Source organism: Anoxybacillus kestanbolensis (assembly GCF_001996285.1).
Classification (GTDB): domain Bacteria; phylum Bacillota; class Bacilli; order Bacillales; family Anoxybacillaceae; genus Anoxybacillus; species Anoxybacillus kestanbolensis_A.
Genome location: NZ_MQAD01000005.1, coordinates 791,242 through 817,119, shown reverse-complemented (window position 1 = coordinate 817,119; position 25,878 = coordinate 791,242). Strand labels below are relative to the sequence as shown.

Genomic DNA, 25,878 nt, shown 5'->3' with positions numbered 1-25,878 from the left:
TTCTTGATGACGTTGAAGCATCCGATTTCCCCCTCCTATACCCTTATACCTATATATTAAAACAGCTTGTCGACTTTGTCGACAAGCTGAGAGGCTGACTATGCGTCAGCTTCTTTTTTTATTTATGTCGTGTCGGTGTTTGTAGTATAATGTGAAAAGTGAGGGAGGATGACGTATGTTACAAGAACATGAAGCGAAGACGGTGCGAAAAATTGTCCTATACATTACAGCACCTTTGTTATTGTTGATAATTGCCGCATGCATTGGCTTATTTGTATATATTCGTTCTGCCTTGCAGCCTGTTGATCCGAACGACAAAACGCCGATTCATGTTGAAATTCCGATCGGTTCGTCGGTGTATACAATTGCAAATGTGTTAGAAAAAAACGGCGTCATCAAAAATGCGACGATTTTTCGCTACTACGTGAAATTTAAAAATCATGCTGACTTCCAAGCAGGCAATTACACATTTACAAAAGCGATGACGTTAGCACAAATTGCTGAACAGCTAAAAACGGGAAAACTCGTGAAAGAAGCGAAGCTAAAAATAACGGTTCCAGAAGGAAAACAACTGACACAAATTGCGACGATTATTTCGCAAAAAACAGGCTATTCCTCGCAAGACGTGATGGCGAAATTAACAAATCGTACGTACATTGAAGAGTTGATGAAAAAATATCCTACCGTTTTAACGGCTGATATGTTGAACAAAGATATTCGTTATGCGTTGGAAGGATATTTATTTCCCGCAACGTATTCGTTTACAGAAGAAAAGCCAAAGCTTGAAGAAATAATCGAAACGATGATTGCTAAAACGGAAGAAGTGCTAGCGAAATACGGAGAAGATATGGAAGCGCGCGGAATGACTGTTCATCAGCTATTGACGATGGCATCTTTAATTGAAGAAGAGGCGACCGAAAAGGCGGATCGTGAAAAAATCGCCAGCGTCTTTTACAATCGTCTTGAAAAAGGAATGCCGCTTCAAACGGATCCTACTGTTTTATATGCGCTCGGACAGCATAAATCACGTGTATACTATAAAGACTTAGAAGTAAACTCGCCTTACAATACGTATATGCATAAAGGACTTCCGCCAGGGCCGATTGCAAACGCAGGAGAAACATCGATTCAAGCGGCTCTTCATCCTGCTGAAACAGACTACTTTTACTTTTTAGCCACGCCAGCGGGAGATGTCATTTTTACAAAAACACTTGACGAACATAATCGCGAAAAGGCAAAATATATCGGAAAGCAATAAAACGTTCGCTTTTTGTTTTGATTTATGGTAGTATATATAAAGTTATGGATCGTGATGAAACAAGAGTTCAATTCGTTTGAACTCTTGTTTTTGCGAGGAGGACAGTTCGTTGGTAAATGAGGAAATGATTCAGTATTTAGAACGATTACTACCAAAAAAAGAAGAAGCGATCGTAGCGATGGAACAATATGCGCATGAACATCATGTGCCGATTATGGATGCGCTCGGCATCGAAACGATGTTGCACATTTTAAAACTTGTTCAACCGACGCGCATTTTAGAAATTGGCACCGCGATCGGATACTCCGCCATACGCATGGCAAAAGCGTTGCCAAATGCGCACATTGTTACGATTGAACGAGATGAAAAGCGCTATAAACAAGCGCTCGTTTATGCAGAACAAACGAATACAAAAGCACAAATGACGTTATTGTTTGGCGATGCGCTTCATATAAGCGATGAAGTAAAAAAACATGCTCCGTTCGATGTATTGTTTATTGACGCGGCAAAAGGACAATATCGCCGCTTTTTTGAGTTGTACGAGCCGCTATTAAGCGAGCGAGGAATTATTATAACGGATAACGTACTATTCAAAGGGCTTGTAGCAACAAACGAACCGATTGAACAAAAACGCATTCGTCAGCTTATCAAAAAAATTCAAGCATATAACGAATGGCTGATGGCGCATCCACGCTATGAGACAGTCATCATTCCGATCGGTGACGGAATGGCGATATCGAGAAAACGAGGTGAATAGAATGAAAAAACCAGAATTGCTTGTTACGCCAACGAGCGTGGCGCATATTGAACAACTCGCACAAGCAGGAGCGAATGCTGTCATCATTGGTGAACAACGGTACGGCTTGCGTTTAGCAGATGAGTTTTCACGTCAAGATGTGATCGATGCGATGCAAGTCGCCCGAAAAAACGATGTACGTGTATATGTGGCAATGAACGCACTTTTTCATAATGACAAAGTTGATGAACTGAGCGACTATGTCCGCTTTTTAGCAGAGCAACAAGTGGATGCGATCGTGTTTGGCGACCCAGCTGTCTTAATGACAGTACGGGAAGTGGCACCGCATATGAAACTTCATTGGAATACAGAAACGACAGCGACAAACTGGTACGCTTGCAACTATTGGGGACGAAAAGGAGCAAAACGTGCCGTTCTTGCCCGCGAGTTGAATATGGAAGAAATCATTGATATTAAAAATCATGCGGAAGTGGAAATTGAAGTGCAAGTACATGGAATGACATGCATGTTCCAATCGAAACGTTCCCTCATCGGTAACTATTTCGAATATCAAGGCAAGTTTATGGAAATTCAACAAATGAAATACGCAAAAGGGCTCTTTTTGTACGACAAAGAACGCGACAACAAATATCCGATTTTCGAAGATGAAAACGGTACGCACATTATGAGCCCTAATGATATTTGCATTATTGATGAACTTGAAGACATGATTGACGCCAAAATCGATAGCTTTAAAATTGACGGCGTCCTTCATGAGCCAGATTATATTACAGAAGTAACGAAATTATATCGCCGCGCCATTGATTTATGTGCAGAAAATCGCGAGCAGTACGAAGAGGAAAAAGGTGAACTGCTTGCGCGCATTGAAGCGATTCAGCCGACACATCGCCCGTTAGACACCGGCTTTTTCTTTAAAGAAACGGTATATTAAACGAAAAGGAGGGAGCCTTCATGAGCATATCACAAATTATCAATGGCAAGCGCGTCATTGTGAAAAAACCAGAGTTGCTTGCGCCCGCTGGCAACTTAGAAAAATTGAAAGTGGCTGTGCATTATGGAGCAGACGCGGTCTTTATCGGCGGACAAGAATACGGTCTTCGTTCTAATGCCGATAACTTTACGCTTGAAGAAATGGCGGAAGGTGTGCAATTTGCAAGCAAATACGGTGCGAAAATTTATGTGACGACAAACATTTACGCACATAACGAAAACATTCCAGGGCTAGAAGAGTACTTGCGTGGGTTAGAGCACGTCGGCGTGCACGGTATTATTGTCGCTGATCCGCTCATTATTGAAACCGCACGTCGCGTTGCACCAAAGTTAGAGGTGCATTTAAGTACGCAACAGTCGCTTACAAACTGGAAAGCGGTGCAATTTTGGAAAGAAGAAGGGCTTGAGCGTGTTGTTTTAGCACGCGAAACGAGTGCGGAAGAAATTCGCGAAATTAAAGAAAAAGTCGATATTGAAATCGAAACGTTTATTCACGGCGCGATGTGTATTGCGTATTCCGGACGTTGCGTACTAAGCAACCATATGACTGCGCGCGATTCGAACCGCGGCGGCTGTTGTCAATCGTGTCGCTGGGATTACGATTTGTACAAGCTTGAAGGCGATCAAGCAGTCGCATTATTTGACAAAGAAGACGATCCGTTTGCGATGAGCCCGAAAGATTTAAACTTAATTCAATCGATTCCAAAAATGATTGAGCTCGGTATTGATAGTTTAAAAATCGAAGGACGCATGAAGTCCATTCACTACGTCGCAACGGTTGTAAGTGTGTATCGTAAAGTGATTGATGCATATTGTGCTGATCCTGACAATTTCGTCATTCGTAAAGAGTGGCTAGATGAGCTTGATAAATGTGCGAATCGTGACACCGCGCCAGCCTTTTTTGAAGGTGTTCCAGGCTATAAAGAGCAAATGTTTGGCGTTCATAGCAAAAAAACGACGTACGATTTCGTCGGACTTGTGCTTGACTATGACAAAGAAACGGGCATCGTGACGTTGCAACAACGCAACTTCTTTAAGCCGGGCGATGAAGTGGAATTTTTCGGACCTGAAATTGAAAACTTTACACAAGTCATTGAAACCATTTGGGATGAGGAAGGAAATGAGCTTGATGCTGCTCGCCACCCGCTCCAAATTGTTCGTTTTAAAGTCGATCGCGAAGTTTTCCCATACAACATGATGAGAAAGGGGCACTAACATGAGGAAGAAACCGGTTGTCATCGGGGTCGCTGGAGGCTCCGGTTCGGGGAAAACGACCGTTACGAAAGCGATTTATGAACATTTTCAAGGACATTCCATTTTAATGCTCGAACAAGATTTTTATTATAAAGATCAAAGCCACTTGCCGTTTGAAGAGCGCTTAAAAACGAATTACGACCATCCGCTTGCTTTTGACAATGATTTGCTTATTGAACATATTCATAAATTGTTGAATTATGAGCCGATTGATAAACCTGTATACGACTATACGCTTCATACGCGTTCAAACGACGTTATTCGCGTCGAACCGAAAGATGTCATCATTTTAGAAGGTATTCTTGTATTAGAAGACGAACGATTGCGCAACTTAATGGATATTAAAGTGTACGTTGATACCGATGCTGACATTCGCATCATTCGTCGCCTATTGCGCGACATTAAAGAGCGCGGACGCACGCTTGAATCAGTCATCGAGCAATATGTAAACGTCGTGCGTCCAATGCACAATCAATTTATTGAACCGACGAAACGGTATGCCGACATTATCATCCCAGAAGGCGGTCATAATCACGTTGCTATCGATTTAATGGTTACAAAAATTCAAACGATTCTTGAACAAAATTCTATTTTGTAATACCATAGCATAGATAATATGTAAACTTTTTGTCTTGTGTACGAACTGCTCGTTCGTACATTTTCCATACATAAATAAAAAGGAGTGAATGACATGTCAATGGAAAAGGAATACCCAATGACGAAAGCGGGGAAGGAGAAGCTCGAGCAAGAACTTGAATATTTAAAAACGGTGAAACGAAAAGAAGTCGTTGAGCGCATTCAAATTGCGCGCAGCTTCGGGGATTTATCGGAAAACTCGGAGTACGATGCGGCAAAAGATGAGCAAGCGTTCGTGGAGTCACGCATTCAAATGCTTGAAAATATGATTCGCAATGCGAAAATTATCGAAGAAGATTTAGAAAAGACAGATACCGTATCGCTTGGAAGAACGGTAACATTTATTGAGCTTCCAGATGGAGAAGAGGAATCGTATACGATCGTCGGTAGTGCAGAAGCTGATCCGTTCGAAGGGAAAATTTCAAACGACTCCCCAATTGCCAAATCGCTTATCGGTCGTCGCGTTGGTGAAGAAGTAACCGTTCATACACCTGGCGGCGACATGGTTGTCAAAATCGTTGCAGTCAAATAGGTTTTAAAAGACAACACCTCGTCGACAATGAAGACGAGGTGTTTTTTATGGTAAAAAAACGAATGGTCATCATATTAATAATGATTCAACTAGCCATATTCGGTTTGATCGGTCGACTCGTTCAATTACAACTTGTGAGCACCGAGTCGTTTCACGGGATAAACTTAATTGAAGCGAGCGTCGCTCAGCGCACCGAACAGCTCGTGATCGACGATGGACGCGGCGTATTCGTTGACCGAAACGGCCAGCCGCTCACATATGAATACGTTCCAACGCTCGTTTTATTTCCATTCTTAAAGAAAATGGATTGGCCAATCGATCAAATTGCTGCGATCGTTTCCGTGTCCAAAGAAACAATTAAACGACAGCTAGAAGAGGCGAAAGGTCCGATCATTTTACATGATGGTCAACAGCCGATTCAACTACAACCGTGGCAAATGGAACGGATTAATGATTTGCGCATCCCAGGTGTGATTGCCGTTCATAAACAGTACGAACTCAAACAAAAATATGCGCAACATGTCATCGGTTTACTTGGAGAAAATGAAAAGGTGTTAAAAGAACGCTATGCGGATCGAAACTTATCTCCAAAAACAAAAATAGGGGTGTCTGGCTTACAAAGTTCATTTGATGAATTTTTAATTCCTGATGAGGAGACGAAGCTACTGTATCACGTAGACGCCCGTGGTGAGCCGTTGTTTGGCATGGATGTGAAATATACAGAGCAGGCGAATCCGTTTTATCCAATTACGGTACAAACGACGATTGATCGTACTCTGCAACAACGTGTTGAGCAAATCGTTGCACAACATGGCATGGAAAAAGGGGCGGTCGTTTTGCTTGATGTCGAAACGAATGATGTTGTTGCGTTAGCGAGCGCTCCCGCCATTGATGAACGAGATCCGTACAAAGATGGAGCGATGGAAAATAAGGCGCTTCTTCCGCAAGTGCCGGGATCTGTTTTTAAAATTGTCGTTGCAGCCGCAGCGCTTGAAAACGGGCTTGTTCACGGACAGACGTTTAACTGTGATCGTAAAATTAACGGTGAGCAAGAAGAGAAAAAGAAAGGGATGCGCTCGTTTGAAGATAGCTTTGCGATTAGTTGCAATCGAACGTTTGGAGAGCTAGGAAAACAGCTCATTGCGATAGACGAAAATATGTTTGATGTATATGCTCGAAAGCTCGGTTTGCTTCCGCGCGTGGGTTGGGAAGGAGATGTATATCATTTTCAATCGTTTCGCCCGCTTCGTGAAGAGAAAAAAGGGAACATTTGGGGAGATGCACGGGATAAACATATTCCGCTTGCTATTGCTCAAACGTCAATCGGTCAAAAAGATGTACGCGTTTCACCGCTGGCGGTGGCGAATATGATGGCAACGATTGCTCGCGGTGGTGAGGCAAAACAAGTGCGCATCACTAAAAAAATGATGTATAAAAACGGAACGACATTTTTCACATTTGATGAGAAGCGGTTAACGATGGATTCATTGCAGAAAGAGACGATCGACAAACTACAAGAGCTATTACAACTCGTTGTGACGCATCCGGAAGGGACTGGGCGTTCGTTTCAATCATTGCCATATGCCGTAGCAGGAAAATCAGGAACAGCAGAAACAGGGAAAGGAGAACTCGTAAATAAATGGTTTGCGGGTTATTTCCCAGCTGATCGTCCAAAATACGCGCTCGTTGTGGTACAATTAGAAACAACGTCATCTGCCTCCGTCACGAATGCCATTTTTGCTGATATCGTTCGCGCAACATATGATTTGGAAGAGAAAGGAAGGTATGAAGAGTGAGCAGCCGTTTTGCGAAACGTTCAAAACAAAGAAAAGTAAACCGCATATTGAATACGTTAATTACCATTGTATTTGCGCTTATTTTATTTTTTGGATGGAAATGGTTGTTCGCCAACGACCGACCGACAAAAGAAACGAATGCTTCGCCACAACCGGTTGAAGTGGAGACAAATGAGCCGCCAAACGATGAGCAACCATCCGAAACGGAAACAGAAACAAATGAGCAACAATCGAACGACAACGTTGAAGAAACGGTTGTCGATGATCCAAACTCAAACGTGATTCGTGAGATCGTCAATCCGACATGGCAGCCGATCGGCACGACCCAATCTGAGCCACATGTGACACAATACGATAAAAACTCGGTCGATTGGAAAGAGATGCTCGATGCTATTAGTTATGCGACAGGCATTTCTTCGTCCGATCTTATCGTCTGGTTTATCGGAAATGGCGGCAGCCCGAATCACGCCGTTGCTACCGTTTCCAAAAAAGATAAAACAGAACATTATAAAGTGTTTATCGAATGGGTGACAAATGAAGGGTGGAAGCCGACGAAAGTGCAACAACTAAAAGAAATAGAGCGTCGTCCGTAACGCTCTATTTTTTTGCTTTAAAATGCACGAGCGCGCTATAAAGGAGCTGTCCGTTTTCGAGCAGTTGCATTTGATAGGAAACATGATGTACTTCAAGCATAATCGCTTTGTTATGGTGAACCTCCCACGGCTAAAGTCGCGGGCTTCTCACTTCGCAGTGAGAATTTCCTGCTTCATCGTCCTCGCAACCTACTAACTCCACAGGCGTATGATTCCGACAGTTCCTGCCGTACGATATTTATGCAAATAAACCTAATTCTTTTAAGCCTTGTTGTAGTATATTTTTTGCAGCATTCTCATCTCTTTGATGAATCGTGCCACAATGATCGCAAACCCATTCTCTTATGGATAATAACTTTACTTTTTTGTTTACACACCCACACGCTGAACAAGTTTGCGATGATGCAAACCATCTGCTTATTTTATGATATGTTCTACCATACCACATCGACTTATATTCTATCTGTCTGCAAAATTCACCCCATGCTACATCTGATATTCTTTTAGCGAGACGTGAATTTTTTATCATGTTTTTCACAGCTAAATCTTCGCTAATGATTACTTGGTTTTCGTAAACAATTTTCGAAGATAGCTTGTGTTGAAAATCTTTTCTAGTATTACTTATTTTTTCGTTTACTTTCGCTATTTTAATTCTTTGCTTGTTCCAATTTTTACTTCCTTTTTTCTTTCTTGCAAGCTGTCTTTGTAGCTTTGCCAATTTCTTTTCATATTTTTGTATTGCTTTAGGGTCTTTTATGTGGTTGTTATGATTGTCTATTAGAAATTCTTTTAGCCCCAAATCAAAAGCATACACATGATTGTTTTTTGGTAATTGTTTTATTTCAGTATCAACTAATATGGACACAAAATATTTGCCACTCGGCACTTGAGAGATAGTGGCAGACTTTATTTGTCCATCAAACTTTCTATGCAACTTGCATCTCATCCATTTAAGTTTTGGGAGTTTGATTTTGTTGTTATCAAAATCAACTTCTATATTATTGTTAGTGAAATTAGTCGTATAACTGTATCTATGTGATTTTTTTGTTTTAAATTTAGGGAAGCCAGATTGTTTTTTAAAAAAATTTTGAAAAGCGTTGTCTAAATTATAGATCGCATTAGTTAATGCGAACTTATCTACTTCTTTCAGCCACACAAATTCGCTTTTTAACTCCCTGTTACAATGATTATTGCAATCTGTTTTAGACATTTGTTTCTTTTTTGTTTCATACAATTCTATCTTTTTAGCGAGATAATAATTATATACAAATCTTACACAACCAAATGTTTTAGCTAATTGTATTTTTTGTTCTTCATTAGGACATAAGCGATATTTGTATGCCCTTAACATAGATAAACTCACCTACTTTTCCTTTTGGGAGTTAATATAATTTCTTATTTGTTCTTCTGTATTTTCACTAACTGTTGCGACAAAATAAGATGGATTCCAAAGATGCCCTCCCCAAAGTTGTTTCTTTAACTCTGGGTATTGTTTAAATAACAACCTCGCACTTACACCTTTTAATGCCTTAATCATATCTGGTATATAGTGCTGCGGACTACATTCTATGAGTAAGTGTATGTGGTCTAAATCTCCATTGATTTCTTGTATCACAAACCCATTTTCTGCGGCAATCTTTTGCAATATTTCCACCAAACGCTGTTCTATTTTGTCAGTTAATATTTTGCGTCTATATTTCACACACCATACGATATGATATTGAATAGAATAGACATAACCTCGTCCGTAGTGTATTTTTTCCATATATTATCACCTAATTGTAGGGTAACATGTGTATGAGTGAAAATCAAGATTTTATCTGGTTTTATAGCCACATTATAAATAACATATGCTAGCGTCCTTACTCATGACTAAAGTCACGAGAATGCGGACGCTGCCTCTTTCAAAACATTCTACTTTATCTTGGATTAAATCAAACGTGATCATCGTCTTCCTCCTCTCTATCCGTAGTTTAACACATTTCCATTGAACATCGACAAAAAATGTGATAGATTGAGAACAGTAATACGTTTAATTTATACTATACTTATAGGAATTATCACTTTTAAATGGAGTGTGACATCATGGGACGTGAGTTTTTAGACATCTTTGAAACGTGGGCACAGTCGTATGATTCGTCAGTATACGGGCACGATGAGCAATATCGTGACGTATTTGACGGATATGAGACGATTTTAAATACAGTTGTTGAAAAAAGCGGCAACGTTGTGTTAGAGTTCGGCGTTGGCACAGGAAATTTAACGAAAAAATTGATTGAAGCGAACAAGACGGTATATGGCATTGAGCCGTCTGCACCGATGCGCGAACTGGCGAAAGAAAAGCTTGCACATGTGTCAATTGAAGACGGAGACTTTTTACAGTTTCCATTGCCGAGCGAACCGATCGATACGATTGTAAGCACATATGCTTTTCACCATTTAACAGATCAAGAAAAAGAAGAAGCGATCGGCAAATATAGCACACTTCTTCGTAAAGGTGGTAAAATAGTGTTTGCTGATACAGCGTTTATTGACCATGAGGCGTATGAGGCGATGATTGCAGAAGCGAAACAAAAAGGATTCGTCGATTTAGCGGAAGACTTACAGCGCGAATATTACACGACAATTCCTGCCTTAGAGCATATGTTTACTACACACGGTTTTACGGTCACATTTACGCCGATGAATCGCTTCGTTTGGTTGATGGAGGCTGTCAAACAATAAGTGAAAGAGGTTGAAACGATGAACATAGCGATCATTGGAGCGATGGAAGAAGAAGTAGCCATTTTACGAGAAAAGATAGCGAACCGAACAGAAACAACGGTAGCAAATTGTTCATTTTATAGCGGCACGTTAGACGGAGCGAACGTCGTCTTATTAAAATCAGGTATCGGTAAAGTGAATGCGGCGATGTCAACAACGATTTTGTTAGAGCGGTTTGCGCCAGATGTTGTCATTAACACAGGTTCAGCTGGCGGTTTTGCGCCGTCGCTAAACGTTGGCGATATCGTCATTTCAACCGAAGTTGTTCATCATGATGTAGATGTGACGGCATTCGGCTATGCGTACGGACAAGTGCCGGGCATGCCGGCGCGCTATGCGGCAGATGAGCGGTTAGTGCAAGCAGCTGAAACGAGCGCTGCGCATATTCGCGACATTCAAGTAGCGAAAGGGCTCATTGCAACAGGCGATTCCTTTATGCACGATCCAGCGCGCGTTGACTTTGTACGCACGCAGTTTCCTGACTTATACGCAGTTGAAATGGAAGCGGCTGCGATTGCGCAAGTATGTTATCAGTTTGGTGTACCGTTCGTCGTCATTCGCGCATTATCAGACATCGCAGGTAAAGAGTCGAACGTATCGTTTGAACAATTTTTACAAAAAGCAGCTCTTCACTCATCTGAACTTGTGCAATTAATGGTGAATGAATTAAATAAATAGGGAGAGGCATCCTCTCCTTCTTTTCATCTTTTGGGAGGTCACAACATGAAAGTAGCGAAAAACGTGCATGAATTGATCGGGCATACGCCAATCGTTGAAATTACGCAATTTCCGCTGCCAAAGGGGGTACGCATATTTGCGAAATTGGAATATTTTAACCCAGGCGGAAGCGTCAAAGATCGTCTCGGCCAAGAATTGTTAAACGATGCGCTAGCGACAGGCAAGTTAAAAGAAGGTGGAACGATTATCGAGCCGACGGCAGGCAATACAGGGATCGGTCTTGCGCTTGCGGCGATCGGAAAAAACATTCGCGTCATTTTTTGCGTCCCCGAAAAGTTCAGCATCGAAAAACAACAACTCATGCGCGCGCTTGGCGCAACAGTAATCAACACCCCAACGAGCGAAGGGATGGAAGGAGCGATTCGTAAAGCGAAAGAGTTGGCGGCTGAAATTCCAAACTCCTACTGCCCACAGCAGTTCGCTAATCCAGCGAACCCACGCACGTATTATAAAACGCTCGGTCCAGAAATTTGGGAGCAACTGGACGGACATATTGACGTATTTGTCGCCGGTGCAGGAACAGGCGGTACATTTATGGGAACGGCGCAATTTTTAAAGGAGAAAAATGCGCGTGTGAAAACGGTCATCGTAGAACCAGAAGGCTCGATTTTAAACGGTGGAAAACCAGGCCCGCATCGCACCGAAGGGATCGGCATGGAATTTTTACCGCCATATATGGATACAAGCTACTTTGATGCGATTCATACGATTTTAGATGATGATGCGTTTCGTCGTGTTAAAGAGCTTGCGCAAAAGGAAGGATTGCTTGTCGGTAGCTCGTCTGGTGCGGCGTTTCATGCAGCGTTATTAGAGGCGGAACAGGCGAAAGAAGGAACGAACATTGTCGTCGTATTTCCAGATAGTAGCGAACGGTATTTAAGTAAAAACATTTACGAAGGCGGGATGTAATGTGAGAAGAAAAACGAAATTGATTCATGGTGGCATTGCTGGGGATGTGCATACAGGGGCTGTCTCGGTTCCGATTTATCAAGTGAGCACGTATAAACAGGAAGCGGTCGGTGTGCATAAAGGATACGAATATTCACGTACCGGCAATCCAACACGGCATGCACTAGAGGAGCTTATTAAAGATGTGGAAGAAGGATATGCTGGCTTTGCGTTTAGTTCTGGGATGGCAGCTATTACAGCGGTTATGATGTTGTTCAACAGCGGCGATCACGTCATTTTAACTGACGATGTATACGGTGGCACATACCGCGTCATGACGAAAGTGTTGAACCGTCTTGGCATTGAATCGACATTTGTCGATACGAGCGATTTAGCGAATATTGAAGCGCATATTCAACCAAATACGAAAGCGATTTATCTTGAAACGCCAACGAATCCGCTTTTAAAAATTACAGACATCCAAGAGGCAGCAGCGATTGCGAAACGCCATGGACTACTAACGATCGTCGATAACACGTTTAGCACACCATATTGGCAAACGCCAATTGCGCTTGGTGCAGATATCGTCATTCATAGCGCAACAAAATATTTAGGCGGTCATAGCGACGTCGTTGCTGGGCTTGTCGTCGTTAATAGCGAACAACTTGCGACCGACTTGCACTTCATCCAAAACTCGACAGGTGGCATTCTCGGTCCGCAAGATTCATGGTTATTAATGCGTGGCATCAAGACGCTTGGCATTCGCATGGAAGAACATGAGGAAAATACACGCAAAATTGTTGAATTTTTAACGAATCATCCAGCTGTTACACGCGTGTATTATCCTGGGCTTCCGTCACACCCAAATCATGACGTAGCGAAAAAACAAATGCGCGGCTTTGGCGGCATGGTGTCATTTGACGTTGGCAGCGCCGAAAAAGCAGAACAAGTGCTCACGCGCGTCCGCTACTTTACGCTAGCGGAAAGTTTAGGAGCGGTTGAAAGTTTAATTTCCCTCCCTGCAAAAATGACGCACGCATCCATTCCGAAAGAGCGTCGTGCTGAACTCGGCATTACGGACGGACTTATTCGCATTTCTGTTGGCTTAGAAGATGCGGATGATTTAATTGAAGATTTAGCACAAGCGTTGGCATAAATTACATCGCCCCCTTTTTTCTTTTCTATGATACATTGAAAGAAGGAAGGAGGACGGTTATGTTGGATGAACAAAAGCAACATTGGTTAGGAAAAGCGCGTGACTACAAAGCATACAGTCTCGTTTTATTTGCGCTTAGTGCGTTTTTATATATCGGAACATTGATTCCAAGCGCCATCGACGAAGCGAAGCGACCACTTGTGCTTGGAGCAGTGTTTATTCTCATGCTCGCCTCTATTTTTTTCTCTCACCGTTCAAATGTATACGTAAGAAAAATAGAAGAAGAAGCGTAAACCCCATTTTCGAACGAGACAAAAACGTGTAAAATAAAAGAAAATGGGCAAAAGGGGGAATGCATGATGATGTGGATGATTACAGGTCTAGTCATTACAGCTGTCATCGGTTTTGTTATTATCGCGGAAGTGAACGCCGAAGCATAAAACAGTCTCCAAATCGGAGGCTGTTTTTTATAAAACAACTACTTGTGAATACATTCACAACTGTCGTCGACCTCCAATCGTGCAAAAACCCCAGGGGATCGACGACAATTTGTTTTTTGCAACTTTTTCAGACGTATCAACGCATCAAGGTTATTGACAGAATTTTCGGATGTATGTATAATGACATTGTATAGCTTTTCCATATGTTGATTTATCAACACTGTTTCGGGGTTTGTATCGTACCTATGAGGAATTGAAACATACCAGTGTCCTCATACTCCTTGACAATCTCATTAGGTTTGTATCGTACCTATGAGGAATTGAAACCCGATGAAGTTGAAAAACTTCCAATTGTTGGGGCAGTTGTTTGTATCGTACCTATGAGGAATTGAAACCAAACTGGATCGACTTGTGCGGTCTGTCGGTGACTTAGAGTTTGTATCGTACCTATGAGGAATTGAAACCACTACGGAACACCTACAAGAACACATGCAAAACACGTTTGTATCGTACCTATGAGGAATTGAAACTCCATGTAGTTACTGCCGCCCCACGAACGCGGGACGATAGTTTGTATCGTACCTATGAGGAATTGAAACTGAAGTAGTGAATCACTAGACAAGTTGAAATCAGCAAGAGGTTTGTATCGTACCTATGAGGAATTGAAACAAGAAATGCGTGAAGGCTTGGGAGCATGGTATGTTGTTTGTATCGTACCTATGAGGAATTGAAACAAACAAGCATGTAGCAGTTCATGAACAAAGGTCTGTTCGTTTGTATCGTACCTATGAGGAATTGAAACTCCCTGTTTCCAAACAAGGCAGTTACACAGCAGACAACGTTTGTATCGTACCTATGAGGAATTGAAACCAAGATTCTTATCTGAGTTAGAACCGTTATTCTTGAATGTTTGTATCGTACCTATGAGGAATTGAAACATTCGATTCTTTGCCGCAATTCTTCTTCCGGTGTTAGTGGTTTGTATCGTACCTATGAGGAATTGAAACATACATGAATGTCAATGTAATACTCCATCAATTGTTGTTTGTATCGTACCTATGAGGAATTGAAACGACCTTTCAAAAATCATACCCGGAACACAGCTTTAGTTTGTATCGTACCTATGAGGAATTGAAACTCAACCGTTGGATAGTTTTTTCCTGTAATCCAATTCGGTTTGTATCGTACCTATGAGGAATTGAAACATTGTCCTCCATCTCCTGCTGGCTCGCCGCCATCACCGTGTTTGTATCGTACCTATGAGGAATTGAAACATCCTTTGGAAATCACTATCTATGCTTACTACAACGTTTGTATCGTACCTATGAGGAATTGAAACTTCCAACGATGATGAAATCTGTTCCCTCGATGATTACACGTTTGTATCGTACCTATGAGGAATTGAAACAACCCACGCCAGCAATTTGCGAGCTCCCCAAGTTCAACTTGGTTTGTATCGTACCTATGAGGAATTGAAACTGTTCGAGCAGCCATTTCAGTTGCTCATAGTATTTCGCTGTTTGTATCGTACCTATGAGGAATTGAAACACTGCTGAAGAAAAGAAACAACACGAGAAGGCGATGGAAGGTTTGTATCGTACCTATGAGGAATTGAAACACAGGCAAATTCGCGGGTTGGTTGAGTATGAAGTAAAGCAGTTTGTATCGTACCTATGAGGAATTGAAACTCCTGTATACTTGCTGCACTCGCCGTCGATGCGTACGCGGGTTTGTATCGTACCTATGAGGGATTGAAACCTCAGTCTTTAATCGACTCAAATCAGGGCGAACGCCGGTTTGTATCGTACCTATGAGGGATTGAAACATTTTGTACCTAGCGCATCAGCGAAGTCATCGACACTTTGTTTGTATCGTACCTATGAGGGATTGAAACATCGAGCCATGATTCGAAATGTGGGAATGTTTTGCCTTGTTTGTATCGTACCTATGAGGGATTGAAACCTTCAAGGTCCACTCGGAGCAGGAAAAACGTTGATGAGTTTGTATCGTACCTATGAGGGATTGAAACTTTCAATAATTCCATTCATTAGAAGATAAAATCCGAGTTTGTATCGTACCTATGAGGGATTGAAACAAAAGTTAGGACTTTAACTTCACCTTAAAATCAAAGTTTGTATCGTACCTATGAGGGATTGAAACCAACGGAAACGAGATTGCATCTCGAATCAATCAGACAGCGTTTGTATCGTACCTATGAGGGATTGAAACATAAAATTGTACAGGGGGGAGTCAACAAAATGGAAAGGTTTGTATCGTACCTATGAGGGATTGAAACTGGAAATCAAAGATATGGCAAGGGCAGCAAAAGAGTTTCAGTTTGTATCGTACCTATGAGGGATTGAAACTATCTTTGAGCATGCTTTTTCCTCCTCTTTGCTAGACTGTTTGTATCGTACCTATGAGGGATTGAAACATTTTCGTACGCCTCGACATCTGTGAGATTGGATAAGTTAGTTTGTATCGTACCTATGAGGGATTGAAACTCCACCCCAAGCGAAACTCTGCAGCTTTTCACACAATGTTTGTATCGTACCTATGAGGGATTGAAACTACGAGTTGTTCAAATTCCAGCCCTTCTAATTCCTTGTTTGTATCGTACCTATGAGGAATTGAAACTCACAATTCCTACCGGGAAGAGCGTTTCCCGGTAGGTGTTTGTATCGTACCTATGAGGAATTGAAACATTTGTTGTTCATGCTCTATTTTCATTTCTAAAACGTTTGTATCGTACCTATGAGGAATTGAAACATTAAAAGACTGATCGAATCTAAAAGCATAAATAAAATGTTTGTATCGTACCTATGAGGAATTGAAACCAATCAGGACTTGAACGGCTTTTTCCTTCCGCGAAAAAGGTTTGTATCGTACCTATGAGGAATTGAAATGCGTAAGGATGAGAGACATCCCCAAGGTTTCTGTCATTGTATCGAACAATCATGCAAGATATGTTTGATAAGCGTTTGTTGAAAACAATAAAAAGCTGGGAAAGGAAGAAGCGATCGATAAGGGGATCGCTTTTTTTATGTGCGTATTACCAAGAAGTGGTGTATACGAACAAGCGAAATCAAAAGCAAAAGAAAGTGGAGTATCACCGCTCCTTTGTTTGTGAAAGCATATGTTGCTGACTACGTTCAAGTATGATTGTTTACGTGTATGCAAATACGAAAATGGAAAATTCGATTTTTTTTAACAAATAAGAGTAAAAATGTATTGAAAAATATAAAAATTATGAGAAAATATAGCTATTAGTTAGCTGTGTTTTGGGAGGTGTAACATTGATCGAGTCAATATCAGAAATTGGAAAGTGGGCACTAGAAAAAAAGCAGAAAACGGTTGTAGATCAGTTGATTGAAGACCATGGTTATCCATATGCGATGAATATTTTACTAAAAGAAGAGGATGGGACGTTTGTTTTTGTTGGTATAGAAGTAGAAGAGGCTCACATAGATTTCAAAAAATATTTATTTAGAAATGGATCGCCGCGAGGAACGAACTATTCCCCAACTGCAAGAATTACGACAGTCGATAATACGTTTCATCAAAAAGTACTAGGATGGTTGAAGAAAGTTAAAGACGATGAAGACCTCTACTTCTCTTCTATTTACGAATTGCTCGTGAGCAAACAGGAGGAAGTCGTTTCTCAGCTTCAAGAAAAAATCGATCAATTGAAAGATAGAGCGATTTTGTCACTCAAAATTAACAACAAATTTTTATACGATCTTCCGTTATTTGTAGATAAATTTCTATTTATGGTGAATGAAAAAGATTTAGAGCTATACGCTGAGGGAAAAGTATGTTCTGTGTGCGGAGAGAAAAAAGATGTTGTCATCGGGAGAATGTCGGTTTTTCGTTTTTATACGCTTGATAAGCCAGGATTTATTACGGGCGGTTTTAACGAAAATTCAGCATGGAGGAATTTTCCTGTTTGTTTGGACTGCAAAGCATTCATTGAGGAAGGGAGAAAAACGATTGAAGAGAAGTTGCGTTTTCAGTTCTACGGTTTATCGTATTTACTTATTCCAAAATTTATTCTTTCCTCTCCAATGAATAGCGACGACTATGAGGACATAATGAATCTTCTATTTTGGCAGCCAAAAGATATACGGCTTCAAGATGAAAAAGTCCAATCATTTATGACAACGGAAGAAGATATACTAGCGGTGCTTGCGGATGCCAACAATACCATCTCCCTACAACTGTTATTTTTACAAAAAATTCAAAGTGCAGAGCGTATTTTGTTGCTTATTGAAGATGTTCTTCCGTCAAGATTACGAGAAGTTTTTCAAGCGAAAGCACATGTAGAAAAAGTACTTTCTTTTGCAGATCGCCAATTCCATTTTGGAATGGTGAGGACGTTTTTTAATAGTAATGCAGATCGATATTTTCTGACTATTGTTGATCGAGTATTTAAGAAAGAACCAATCCATTTCACGTTTTTGTTGCCGTTTATTATGAAAGAGATTCGTCGCGATTTTTATGAAGTGGAATCAAACACAAACTTCTTCTACAAGGTGAGACAAGCTATAGCAGTCATTCTTTTTCTTGAACAGTGTGGGGTGCTGAAAATGAAAGGAGGAAGCGTAGTGCCAAGCAAATTTGATGCGCTATTTGAAACGTTTGGGCAACAGTTGGATACAAATGAGAAGAAAGCGATTTTCTTATTAGGTGCGCTGACGCAAATGTTACTAGAGGTACAGTGGAAAGAGAGAGGGAGTCAGCCGTTTGTAAAGCAGCTGATGGGTTTAAAGATGGATGAGCGCACAGTAAAAGGACTTCTTCCAAAAGTGATCAATAAACTAAAAGAGTATGATGCATATCAAAGAAGTCATCAGCAGTTAGCAGAAGACATTTCATCATTATTTATGATGGCACAAAAAAACTGGAAGCTGTCCGTGGACGAGTTGAATTTTTATTTTGTTTGCGGAATGAATCTTGTTTCTAAAGTGAAAGAGTGCTTATTTGAACAGAAAGGGGAAAAGGTTAATGTTGAACAATCGATCTGAATTGCTTTTTTTATACGATGTCATGTGGGCAAATCCAAACGGAGATCCTGTAGACGAAAATAAGCCTCGAATTGATGAGGAAACAGGAAAAAATATCGTAACGGATGTACGATTGAAGCGCACAATACGAGATTATTTACATGGCTATTTAGGAAAAGAAATTTTTGTTCGTGAAATTGCTGATGAAAACGAATACATTCAGGACGCAAAAATGCGTGCGGAAGATTTCTTGATTAAAGACGGCGAAAAACAAAATAAATCAAAACTATCCTTAGTCGAAATGAAAACGCTCATTAACGAACAAGTATTAAATGAGTGTATTGATGTGCGACTTTTTGGGGTAACTTTACCGATTGAAAAAAGTAGTAAGGAAGCGAGCTCTATTACACATACAGGACCGGTGCAATTTAAAATGGGACAATCGTTGCACTCCGTTAAGTTACACTATGTAAAAGGGACCGGTGCTTTTGCTTCGGGAAGCAAAAAGTCGACAAAAACGTTTCGTGAAGAATATGTATTACCGTATTCGCTTATTTCCTTTTACGGCGTGATTAATGAAGTAGCTGCTAAACATACGAAGTTAACTGAAGAAGATGTACAGTTGATGCTTGAAGCGATGTGGAATGGGACAAAAAGTCTTATCTCTCGTTCAAAAGTGGGACAAGTTCCGCGTTTATTGATGAGAGTAGTATATAAAGAGAAACATTTCCAAATTGGAGAATTGGATAAATATGTGTCGCTCCATGCAGAAAAAGTAGATGAGGAAATTCGTGATGTAAATGACTATGTGCTAGATGTGACGAATTTGCTTCAAGTGTTAGAAAAATATAAAGAGCGCATTGAACGAATTGAGTTAGCAAAAGACGATCGTCTTGTTTGTAGTGAAAATTTAGTAAGATCTTTAGAATGCAAAGGTTTTGTTGTTGAACAAAAATCGTTTTAAGGGTGAAGTTATATGAATGTACTTATTTTTGATCTATACGCCGATTTTGGACATTTTCGTAAAATATATTCAACCTCTTCACCCCTAACATATTCCATTATCCCACCTACCGCCTTTTACGGGATGATTGGTGCCATTGTTGGATTAGAAAAAGAGGAAAATACGTACCTCAAATATGTGAATCATCATACGGTAAAATTTGCAGTGCAGCTACTTCATCCTGTAAAAAAAATAAGAATGGGATTAAATCATATCAATACAAAAGGAAATGTGTGGATTCCAAAACATCGGAGGGAAGGAGCGCGAACGCAAATTAGAACAGAGTTTCTACGCTTTCCGAAATACCGATGTTATGTACATATCGAGGACTCCACACTATTCAATAAACTGATTGACTATGTAACATTTGGAAAAAATGTATATACAGTGAGTATGGGCTTAAGCGAATGTCTGGCGAAAACGGAATTCGTTTCTATTCGGGAGTTTGAAGAGAAAAAAGACGAGGAAGCTACTGAAATCGCGACAGCTGTTCCTGAACGGAAACTGAACAGTCTAGAAATTGAATTCGGAAAGGAATATTTTAAAGAAAGATTGCCTATACGTATGGATCATGAACGAATTGTGGACTTGTACGGTGAAGTGCTTTTCGAAGCTAATGGACGAACGGTGAAAGCTTCTGTTGATTCCTATTGGACGGATCATCAAGGAACGCAAATTGTTTTTCTGAATTAGAGCGCGTATGTCACTTCATGCGTGCTCTCTTTACATATGGAGGGAACATGATGAATGAATTATATTCGCATCCGAACTATCCTCTTCAAAGACATATAGAAGGGGTAAAATGGTTGTCGTCACAATTTTTGCGTGAAAAAAATTTAAGCTTCACAGAGCAAGAGTGGGTACAAACGCTTGTGGAGCATGTTGCTTTTTTTCATGATATTGGGAAGTCACATCGGTATTTCCAAGATTATATTTGTGGTTTGAATGTTCCGAAGCAACTGAAAACCCATGCGTTGCTCTCGGCGTTTGTGTTTATGGCTTTTATAGAGAAATACGAGAACATTGAAGAGTTATGGAAGTATATTTCGTTTGTTATTATTAAGCGTCATCACGGCGATCTTCATGACTTGCTGGAAGAATGGAAACAATTTAGTAGTGAAATGGAGCAACAGTTACTAAATCAAATTGAAGCCATTGATTTTCAACAACTAAATGACACATATATGCATTTCATTCCTGAACTTTCCAAACATCCATTGGCGAAGTCTGATTTTGAAAATGCTGTTCGAAATTTATTTAAACAAAGCCGCAACATTCGGCGTTACGTCATGCGTTGGAATCAAGAAAATGATTCGCTAGTTCCCTATGTACGATTTTTATTTTTATTTTCATTGCTACTAGATGCAGATAAATCAGAAGCGGGAATTATACAAAAAGAAACAAAGTCTTTTTTTGAAAGATGTGCTATCCCTTCCTCGCTTATCGAAGTATATAAACAGAAACGAAATTGGGACAGGAATAAAATAAATGAGTTGCGCGAAAGAGCGTTTGAAGAAATTACAACCATTCCGATTGATGTGGCGAATCATTTTTATTCGCTACAACTCCCAACTGGTATGGGGAAAACTCTTGCATCTTTACAATTCGCCATTCGCCTTAGAGAAGCGATTGAAAAGGAAAAGGGCGTTACTCCACGTATCGTATATAGCCTACCATTTTTAAGTATTATCGATCAAACAGCATCTGTATTAGAAGATATTTTTCGATCAAATAACAAGGTGGTCGATCAACGGTTATTTTTATCACACCATCACTTAGCAGAAATGCAATATTCGCTTGCACAAGATGAAGAACGATATGATGTCGATTATGATGTGGCAAAACTTTTAATTGAGGGATGGAACTCGGAAATCGTTTTAACTACATTTGTTCAACTTTTTCACACGATATTTACTAACCGAAATAAGTTGATACGAAAATTTCATCGCTTAGCTAATGCTATCATTATTATTGATGAAGTGCAGGCTATACCGCATCGATATTGGCTTGTAGTAAAAGAAATGTTTCGAATTTTAGCTGAAGAACTGAACTGCTATTTTGTATTTAGCACAGCGACCACACCTGCCATTTTTCAAAGAGATGAAATGGTACAGCTTGTTGAGCCTTCGACATACTTTCAAGCATTGTCGCGTGTTCAGCTGTTTCCGTACGTGCAAAAAAATATGACCATTGACGAGTTTGTGAATCAACTTTGTTTGGATGAAGAAAAAAGTTACTTATTTATCGTTAATACAATCGATTGTGCGAAAAATTTATATGAAAAATTAGCTGAACATATTTGTTCAGAAAAAATGACATTTTTATCAACACATATCCCCCCGAAAGAAAGGTTGCGAAGAATTCAAGAGATTAAGAACGGAACATATCGAGTTGTTGTAAGCACGCAACTCGTAGAGGCTGGAGTGGATATCGATTTTGATGTTGTATATCGTGATCTTGCCCCATTGGATTCCATTCACCAAGCAGCAGGAAGATGTAACAGAAACGGTTTAAAAAAGGGAGAGGTTTATGTAATTTCATTAACAGATGGGAGACGTCGCTATGCTAGCTATATTTATGATTTAGTACGTATTGATTTAACTCATTCGCTTTTGAATAACTATTCGGTTATAGAGGAGAGCGAGTTTTTCTCTTTGATTGAAAAATATTTTGAACAGCTCTCTCTGAAAATGAATAATCGAGAGTCTATTCAGCTTTTAAATGGAATTAAAAGTCTTTATTTTGACGGCGAAGCAACAACGGAACGCGTACCAATTTCTCACTTCCGTCTTATTGAAGAAGGAGAAGATAAATTTGATGTATTTATTGAATTGGAAGAGGAAGCCAAAACGATATTTCAACGGTTTGAGAAAATCATAAGGATAAAGGATCCTTTTGAACGCCAAAAGCGATTTGCGGCTATGAAGGCATCTTTTTATCAATACGTTGTTTCTATTCCACGAAAAGTTAGCCATAAACCACCTATTTTATATGGTATAGGTTACGTTAACATAGATATGCTTGATGATTTTTACGATCAAGTGCTTGGATATAAAACGAAAAGCGAAGGAATGATATGGTAGGTGAAAACATGGACTATGAAATTCCTATCACCGGAACAGACATATGGTATTATTACATCTGCCATCGCGAAGTATGGCTGATGAAACATCAAATTGCACCTGATCAAGAAGATGGATCGCTTGATCTTGGACGTTTTATTTCAGAGATGTACTATCGAAGAAATAAAAAAGAATTGTCATTCGGCAATATTGTCATTGATCGCATTCGCCAAGAGGATGGGCAAATCGTTGTGGGGGAAGTGAAAAAGTCGTCGCGGTATATGAAAAGTGCAAAAATGCAGCTCCTTTATTATTTAGACCATTTACGTCAAATGGGAATTCAGGCGAAAGGGGAGTTGTTGTTTCCAGAAGAACGAAAAAAAGAAGTGGTCGAATGGACAGAGGAAGCAAGATTAGAGCTAGAGCAGGCTGTTAAAGAGATTCAGCGCATTTCGCGCATGCCGGTGCCACCGAAGCCAAAGAAAATCCAGTTTTGCGCAAAATGTGCGTATCGTGAATATTGTTGGGCGGAGGAATGAGATGAAACGGACATTGTACATTTTTCAAAACGGAGAGTTGCGCCGAAAGGATAATAGTCTTTATTTTGAAACAGAGGAACGGAAAAAGTATATTCCCGTCGAAAATACAAGTGACATATACATTTTTGGAGAAGTAGATGTATCGAAGCGTTTTCTTGAGTTTGCTTCGCAAAAACAAATCATCGTTCATTATTTTAACCGTTACGGCTATTATGTTGGGTCGTTTTATCCAAGGGAACATTTAAATGCGGGCCATGTGATTTTAAAACAGGCGGAGCATTATATAGATATACAAAAACGTCTTAACTTGGCACGACGATTTATTGAGGGTTCGATCCAGCAAATGGGGCGCGTGCTAAAGTACTATCGTTCCCGTTTGGAGAAAAAAGATGTTTTCAATGACATATTAGAAAGTTTTGAAAAAGAGTTGCTTTTGTTGACTGACGCTCAAACAGTAGAGCAATTGATGGCATCGGAAGGGCATATGCGCGAAAAATATTACAGTGCGTTTGATACGATTATTCGTCATCCCGATTTCGTATTTGAAAAACGAACGAAGCGCCCACCTCATAATCGTTTAAATGCACTCATTAGCTTTGGAAATTCGATCGTGTATACGATGTGTTTAAGTGAAATTTACAAAACGTATCTCGATCCGCGCATTGGCTTTTTGCATAGTACAAATTTCCGACGGTTTTCACTTAACCTTGACGTGGCTGAAATATTTAAGCCAATTATTGTTGATCGTCTTATTTTTTCATTAATCAATAAAAAAATGTTAGCCAAAAAACATTTTGATAAGCTAACGGACGGTATTTTATTGTCTGAAGAAGGACGAAAAATATTTGTGAGCGAATTAGAAAAGAAAATGCAAACAACGGTACAACATCGCCATTTAGGAAAATCGGTATCGTATCGACGACTAATCCGTCTCGAACTATATAAAATTCAGAAGCATTTATTAGGGGAAAAAGAGTACGAACCGTACGCAGCGAAATGGTAGGTGATGGCGGTGTTTGTTATTTTAGTGTACGATTTTAATGAGAAGCGCGTAGCGAAAGCGTTAAAAATTGCCCGTAAATATCTTCATTGGGTACAGAACTCTGTGTTTGAAGGAGAAATATCAGAAGCAAATTATAAGAAATTAAAAATTGAACTGCAAAACATTATGCACTCGGATGAAGACTCTGTCATTTTTTACACGTTTCGTACGCAAAAATATTCAAAACGTGAAGAGTTTGGTTTGAAAAAAGGCGGAGAGGAATTTATTTTATAGAGGGGAAAAGACGAATGAGATTGATGATTACATTACGGGGAACAGAGGGAGCGGTAACATTGCCACTCCACTATCAACAATATTTGCAAGGGCTAATCTATCATTCGCTAAGCGACGGATCGTTTGCATACTTTTTGCATGAGCGTGGATTTCGCAAAGAAAAGCGATCGTTTAAACTGTTTACATTTAGCCGTTTATTTGGCGAGCATCACGTTCAATATGATGCGAAAACGATTACTTTTGTTGATTCGATTCAATGGCACATCGGCACTGTATTACCTGAATTGACACAACAGTTAGGGGAATATTTGCTTCTTCAGCCGTATGTGCAAATTGGAGATCAGCGTATCATTGTCGAACGGGTAGAAACAGAAAAACGATCTATTGATCGAAGTGAAATTGAAATCGAAATGTTGTCGCCACTGACCGTATACAGCACGTATGAAACGGTAGACGGAAAGAAAAAAACACAATTTTTTGATCCGAGCGATGAAGTATTTCCGCATTTAGTCGAACGGAATTTTCATAACAAATATGAAGCATATTACGGGATTCCGCCAAGCGATCGGCTACTCATCGAACCTGTCGATGTTCGAAAATGCGATCGGGTCGTAACGAGCTTTAAAGGCTTTTACATTACAGCGTGGAAAGGGCGGTATAAGCTCATTTCTTCTCCAGAGAATTTAACGTTTTTGTATCGTGTAGGTATCGGCGGACGGAATTCACAAGGATTTGGTATGTTTCGTGTTGTGTCAAGAAAGTGAAATAATTCACAACTGTCGTCGACCTCTAATCTTGCAAAAACCCCGAGGGATCGACGACAGTTTATTTTTTGCAACTTTTTCAGACGTATCAAAGCATCAAGGTTATTGACAGAATTTTCGGATGTATGTATAATGTCACTGTATAGCTTTTCCATATGTTGATTTATCAGCACTTTTTGGGTTTGTATCGTACCTATGAGGAATTGAAACGTGTTTTTCTCTCTTTAGCTCTTGAGGCCGCTTCTCGTTTGTATCGTACCTATGAGGAATTGAAACACAGCGCGTAAGTTCCTGCCGCGTTTGAGGTATAAGTTTGTATCGTACCTATGAGGAATTGAAACAAGTCTACGTTTGAACAAGCTGTTTATAATGCTGCTGGTGTTTGTATCGTACCTATGAGGAATTGAAACCTGAAGATGGTACGGAAGTT

Annotated in this window: 24 protein-coding genes, 1 pseudogene and 2 CRISPR repeat arrays (1 of these 27 only partly in view); of the genes and pseudogenes, 21 read left to right on the top strand and 4 right to left on the bottom strand. The window is 40.1% G+C overall.

All coding sequences use genetic code 11. The annotated features are described in order from the left end of the window. Positions 1-175 precede the first annotated feature (175 nt). The 8 genes from mltG (at position 176) to BO219_RS06640 (ending at position 7,816) form a co-directional block, all read left to right on the top strand. Positions 176-1,258 (top strand): endolytic transglycosylase MltG, encoded by a 1,083-nt coding sequence (gene mltG / locus BO219_RS06675; RefSeq protein ID WP_077428922.1) that lies wholly within the window; start codon positions 176-178, stop codon positions 1,256-1,258. A 109-nt stretch (positions 1,259-1,367) separates the two neighbouring features. Further along, positions 1,368-2,015, top strand: coding sequence for an O-methyltransferase (locus BO219_RS06670; protein ID WP_077428921.1), 648 nt, complete (start codon positions 1,368-1,370; stop codon positions 2,013-2,015). Position 2,016: 1 nt separating this feature from the next. Continuing rightward, positions 2,017-2,946, top strand: a complete 930-nt coding sequence (locus BO219_RS06665; protein WP_077428920.1) for a peptidase U32 family protein — start codon at positions 2,017-2,019, stop codon at positions 2,944-2,946. 20 nt (positions 2,947-2,966) lie between these two features. Continuing rightward, on the top strand, positions 2,967-4,220 hold the full coding sequence (locus BO219_RS06660; RefSeq protein WP_077428919.1) for a peptidase U32 family protein: 1,254 nt from the start codon (positions 2,967-2,969) through the stop codon (positions 4,218-4,220). A 1-nt stretch (position 4,221) separates the two neighbouring features. Next, the gene (udk, locus tag BO219_RS06655) at positions 4,222-4,857 is read left to right on the top strand and encodes a uridine kinase (RefSeq protein WP_077428918.1); all 636 of its coding nucleotides are present in this window, start codon (positions 4,222-4,224) and stop codon (positions 4,855-4,857) included. 93 nt (positions 4,858-4,950) lie between these two features. Further along, positions 4,951-5,427, top strand: a complete 477-nt coding sequence (greA, locus tag BO219_RS06650) for a transcription elongation factor GreA (protein ID WP_004889325.1) — start codon at positions 4,951-4,953, stop codon at positions 5,425-5,427. Positions 5,428-5,474: 47 nt separating this feature from the next. Beyond that, positions 5,475-7,223: a peptidoglycan D,D-transpeptidase FtsI family protein gene (locus BO219_RS06645; RefSeq protein ID WP_077428917.1), complete on the top strand. Its 1,749-nt coding sequence runs from the start codon at positions 5,475-5,477 to the stop codon at positions 7,221-7,223. Then, the gene (locus tag BO219_RS06640) at positions 7,220-7,816 is read left to right on the top strand and encodes a YrrS family protein (RefSeq protein WP_077428916.1); all 597 of its coding nucleotides are present in this window, start codon (positions 7,220-7,222) and stop codon (positions 7,814-7,816) included. Before BO219_RS06645 ends, BO219_RS06640 begins: the two co-directional genes overlap by 4 nt. A 4-nt stretch (positions 7,817-7,820) precedes the next feature. Here the strand turns inward: BO219_RS06640 and BO219_RS06635 are convergent. The 4 genes and pseudogenes from BO219_RS06635 to BO219_RS14425 all read right to left on the bottom strand — a co-directional run. Then, positions 7,821-7,925, bottom strand: a pseudogene (locus BO219_RS06635) (DUF2536 family protein); the annotation flags it as partial. A 129-nt stretch (positions 7,926-8,054) separates the two neighbouring features. Further along, positions 8,055-9,167 carry an IS200/IS605 family element RNA-guided endonuclease TnpB gene (gene tnpB / locus BO219_RS06630; RefSeq protein WP_077428914.1) on the bottom strand — a complete coding sequence of 371 codons (1,113 nt, stop codon included), beginning with the start codon at positions 9,165-9,167 and terminating at the stop codon, positions 8,055-8,057. A 12-nt stretch (positions 9,168-9,179) separates the two neighbouring features. Further along, the gene (tnpA, locus tag BO219_RS06625; RefSeq protein WP_077428913.1) at positions 9,180-9,581 is read right to left on the bottom strand and encodes an IS200/IS605 family transposase; all 402 of its coding nucleotides are present in this window, start codon (positions 9,579-9,581) and stop codon (positions 9,180-9,182) included. A 72-nt stretch (positions 9,582-9,653) separates the two neighbouring features. Then, positions 9,654-9,764 (bottom strand): DUF2536 family protein, encoded by a 111-nt coding sequence (locus BO219_RS14425; protein WP_143271274.1) that lies wholly within the window; start codon positions 9,762-9,764, stop codon positions 9,654-9,656. Positions 9,765-9,901: 137 nt separating this feature from the next. Here BO219_RS14425 and BO219_RS06620 point away from each other — a divergent pair, with 137 nt between their 5' ends. The 13 genes from BO219_RS06620 to cas6 all read left to right on the top strand — a co-directional run bounded on the left by BO219_RS06620 (position 9,902) and on the right by cas6 (position 25,448). After that, entirely contained in the window at positions 9,902-10,540 is a 639-nt protein-coding gene (locus BO219_RS06620) for a class I SAM-dependent methyltransferase (RefSeq protein ID WP_077428912.1), read from the top strand. An 18-nt stretch (positions 10,541-10,558) separates the two neighbouring features. After that, on the top strand, positions 10,559-11,257 hold the full coding sequence (gene mtnN, locus BO219_RS06615) for a 5'-methylthioadenosine/S-adenosylhomocysteine nucleosidase (protein ID WP_077428950.1): 699 nt from the start codon (positions 10,559-10,561) through the stop codon (positions 11,255-11,257). Between the two features lie 45 nt (positions 11,258-11,302). Further along, complete coding sequence (locus BO219_RS06610; protein WP_077428911.1) at positions 11,303-12,226, top strand: PLP-dependent cysteine synthase family protein; 924 nt, start codon at positions 11,303-11,305, stop codon at positions 12,224-12,226. Position 12,227: 1 nt separating this feature from the next. Further along, the gene (locus BO219_RS06605) at positions 12,228-13,361 is read left to right on the top strand and encodes a bifunctional cystathionine gamma-lyase/homocysteine desulfhydrase (protein WP_077428910.1); all 1,134 of its coding nucleotides are present in this window, start codon (positions 12,228-12,230) and stop codon (positions 13,359-13,361) included. A 59-nt stretch (positions 13,362-13,420) separates the two neighbouring features. Continuing rightward, positions 13,421-13,654, top strand: a complete 234-nt coding sequence (locus BO219_RS06600) for a YrhC family protein (protein WP_226373772.1) — start codon at positions 13,421-13,423, stop codon at positions 13,652-13,654. Positions 13,655-14,031: 377 nt separating this feature from the next. Continuing rightward, positions 14,032-16,707: a CRISPR direct-repeat array (repeat unit 30 nt; unit sequence GTTTGTATCGTACCTATGAGGAATTGAAAC). A 390-nt stretch (positions 16,708-17,097) separates the two neighbouring features. Beyond that, a complete protein-coding gene (locus tag BO219_RS06595; protein WP_077428908.1) occupies positions 17,098-18,825 on the top strand; it encodes a TIGR02556 family CRISPR-associated protein in 1,728 nt (575 codons plus the stop codon). Next, complete coding sequence (cas7b, locus tag BO219_RS06590) at positions 18,806-19,768, top strand: type I-B CRISPR-associated protein Cas7/Csh2 (protein WP_077428907.1); 963 nt, start codon at positions 18,806-18,808, stop codon at positions 19,766-19,768. Before BO219_RS06595 ends, cas7b begins: the two co-directional genes overlap by 20 nt. Before the next feature lie 12 nt (positions 19,769-19,780). Beyond that, positions 19,781-20,500, top strand: coding sequence for a type I-B CRISPR-associated protein Cas5b (gene cas5b, locus BO219_RS06585; RefSeq protein ID WP_077428906.1), 720 nt, complete (start codon positions 19,781-19,783; stop codon positions 20,498-20,500). A gap of 50 nt (positions 20,501-20,550) precedes the next feature. Further along, positions 20,551-22,890: a CRISPR-associated helicase/endonuclease Cas3 gene (locus tag BO219_RS06580; protein WP_077428905.1), complete on the top strand. Its 2,340-nt coding sequence runs from the start codon at positions 20,551-20,553 to the stop codon at positions 22,888-22,890. An 8-nt stretch (positions 22,891-22,898) separates the two neighbouring features. Beyond that, positions 22,899-23,408 carry a CRISPR-associated protein Cas4 gene (gene cas4, locus BO219_RS06575; RefSeq protein ID WP_077428949.1) on the top strand — a complete coding sequence of 170 codons (510 nt, stop codon included), beginning with the start codon at positions 22,899-22,901 and terminating at the stop codon, positions 23,406-23,408. Position 23,409: 1 nt separating this feature from the next. Then, positions 23,410-24,411 carry a type I-B CRISPR-associated endonuclease Cas1b gene (cas1b, locus tag BO219_RS06570; RefSeq protein ID WP_077428903.1) on the top strand — a complete coding sequence of 334 codons (1,002 nt, stop codon included), beginning with the start codon at positions 23,410-23,412 and terminating at the stop codon, positions 24,409-24,411. A 9-nt stretch (positions 24,412-24,420) separates the two neighbouring features. Continuing rightward, positions 24,421-24,684, top strand: a complete 264-nt coding sequence (gene cas2 / locus BO219_RS06565; RefSeq protein ID WP_077428948.1) for a CRISPR-associated endonuclease Cas2 — start codon at positions 24,421-24,423, stop codon at positions 24,682-24,684. Positions 24,685-24,698: 14 nt separating this feature from the next. Then, entirely contained in the window at positions 24,699-25,448 is a 750-nt protein-coding gene (gene cas6, locus BO219_RS06560) for a CRISPR-associated endoribonuclease Cas6 (protein WP_077428902.1), read from the top strand. A 180-nt stretch (positions 25,449-25,628) separates the two neighbouring features. Next, positions 25,629-25,878: a CRISPR direct-repeat array (repeat unit 30 nt; unit sequence GTTTGTATCGTACCTATGAGGAATTGAAAC) (it continues 1,755 nt past the right edge of the window).

Bases quoted from the DNA above. Each gene is read 5' to 3' on its own strand.
- tnpB (WP_077428914.1), bottom strand. From the start codon at position 9,167: ATGTTAAGGGCATACAAATATCGCTTATGTCCTAATGAAGAACAAAAA.
- BO219_RS06580 (WP_077428905.1), top strand. From the start codon at position 20,551: ATGAATGAATTATATTCGCATCCGAACTATCCTCTTCAAAGACATATA.
- BO219_RS06600 (WP_226373772.1), top strand. From the start codon at position 13,421: ATGTTGGATGAACAAAAGCAACATTGGTTAGGAAAAGCGCGTGACTAC.
- BO219_RS06610 (WP_077428911.1), top strand. From the start codon at position 11,303: ATGAAAGTAGCGAAAAACGTGCATGAATTGATCGGGCATACGCCAATC.
- BO219_RS14425 (WP_143271274.1), bottom strand. From the start codon at position 9,764: ATGATCACGTTTGATTTAATCCAAGATAAAGTAGAATGTTTTGAAAGA.
- BO219_RS06665 (WP_077428920.1), top strand. From the start codon at position 2,017: ATGAAAAAACCAGAATTGCTTGTTACGCCAACGAGCGTGGCGCATATT.
- cas6 (WP_077428902.1), top strand. From the start codon at position 24,699: ATGAGATTGATGATTACATTACGGGGAACAGAGGGAGCGGTAACATTG.
- cas5b (WP_077428906.1), top strand. From the start codon at position 19,781: ATGAATGTACTTATTTTTGATCTATACGCCGATTTTGGACATTTTCGT.
- BO219_RS06620 (WP_077428912.1), top strand. From the start codon at position 9,902: ATGGGACGTGAGTTTTTAGACATCTTTGAAACGTGGGCACAGTCGTAT.
- BO219_RS06645 (WP_077428917.1), top strand. From the start codon at position 5,475: ATGGTAAAAAAACGAATGGTCATCATATTAATAATGATTCAACTAGCC.
- mltG (WP_077428922.1), top strand. From the start codon at position 176: ATGTTACAAGAACATGAAGCGAAGACGGTGCGAAAAATTGTCCTATAC.
- BO219_RS06660 (WP_077428919.1), top strand. From the start codon at position 2,967: ATGAGCATATCACAAATTATCAATGGCAAGCGCGTCATTGTGAAAAAA.
- greA (WP_004889325.1), top strand. From the start codon at position 4,951: ATGTCAATGGAAAAGGAATACCCAATGACGAAAGCGGGGAAGGAGAAG.
- udk (WP_077428918.1), top strand. From the start codon at position 4,222: ATGAGGAAGAAACCGGTTGTCATCGGGGTCGCTGGAGGCTCCGGTTCG.
- tnpA (WP_077428913.1), bottom strand. From the start codon at position 9,581: ATGGAAAAAATACACTACGGACGAGGTTATGTCTATTCTATTCAATAT.
- cas1b (WP_077428903.1), top strand. From the start codon at position 23,410: ATGAAACGGACATTGTACATTTTTCAAAACGGAGAGTTGCGCCGAAAG.
- mtnN (WP_077428950.1), top strand. From the start codon at position 10,559: ATGAACATAGCGATCATTGGAGCGATGGAAGAAGAAGTAGCCATTTTA.
- cas7b (WP_077428907.1), top strand. From the start codon at position 18,806: ATGTTGAACAATCGATCTGAATTGCTTTTTTTATACGATGTCATGTGG.
- cas4 (WP_077428949.1), top strand. From the start codon at position 22,899: ATGGACTATGAAATTCCTATCACCGGAACAGACATATGGTATTATTAC.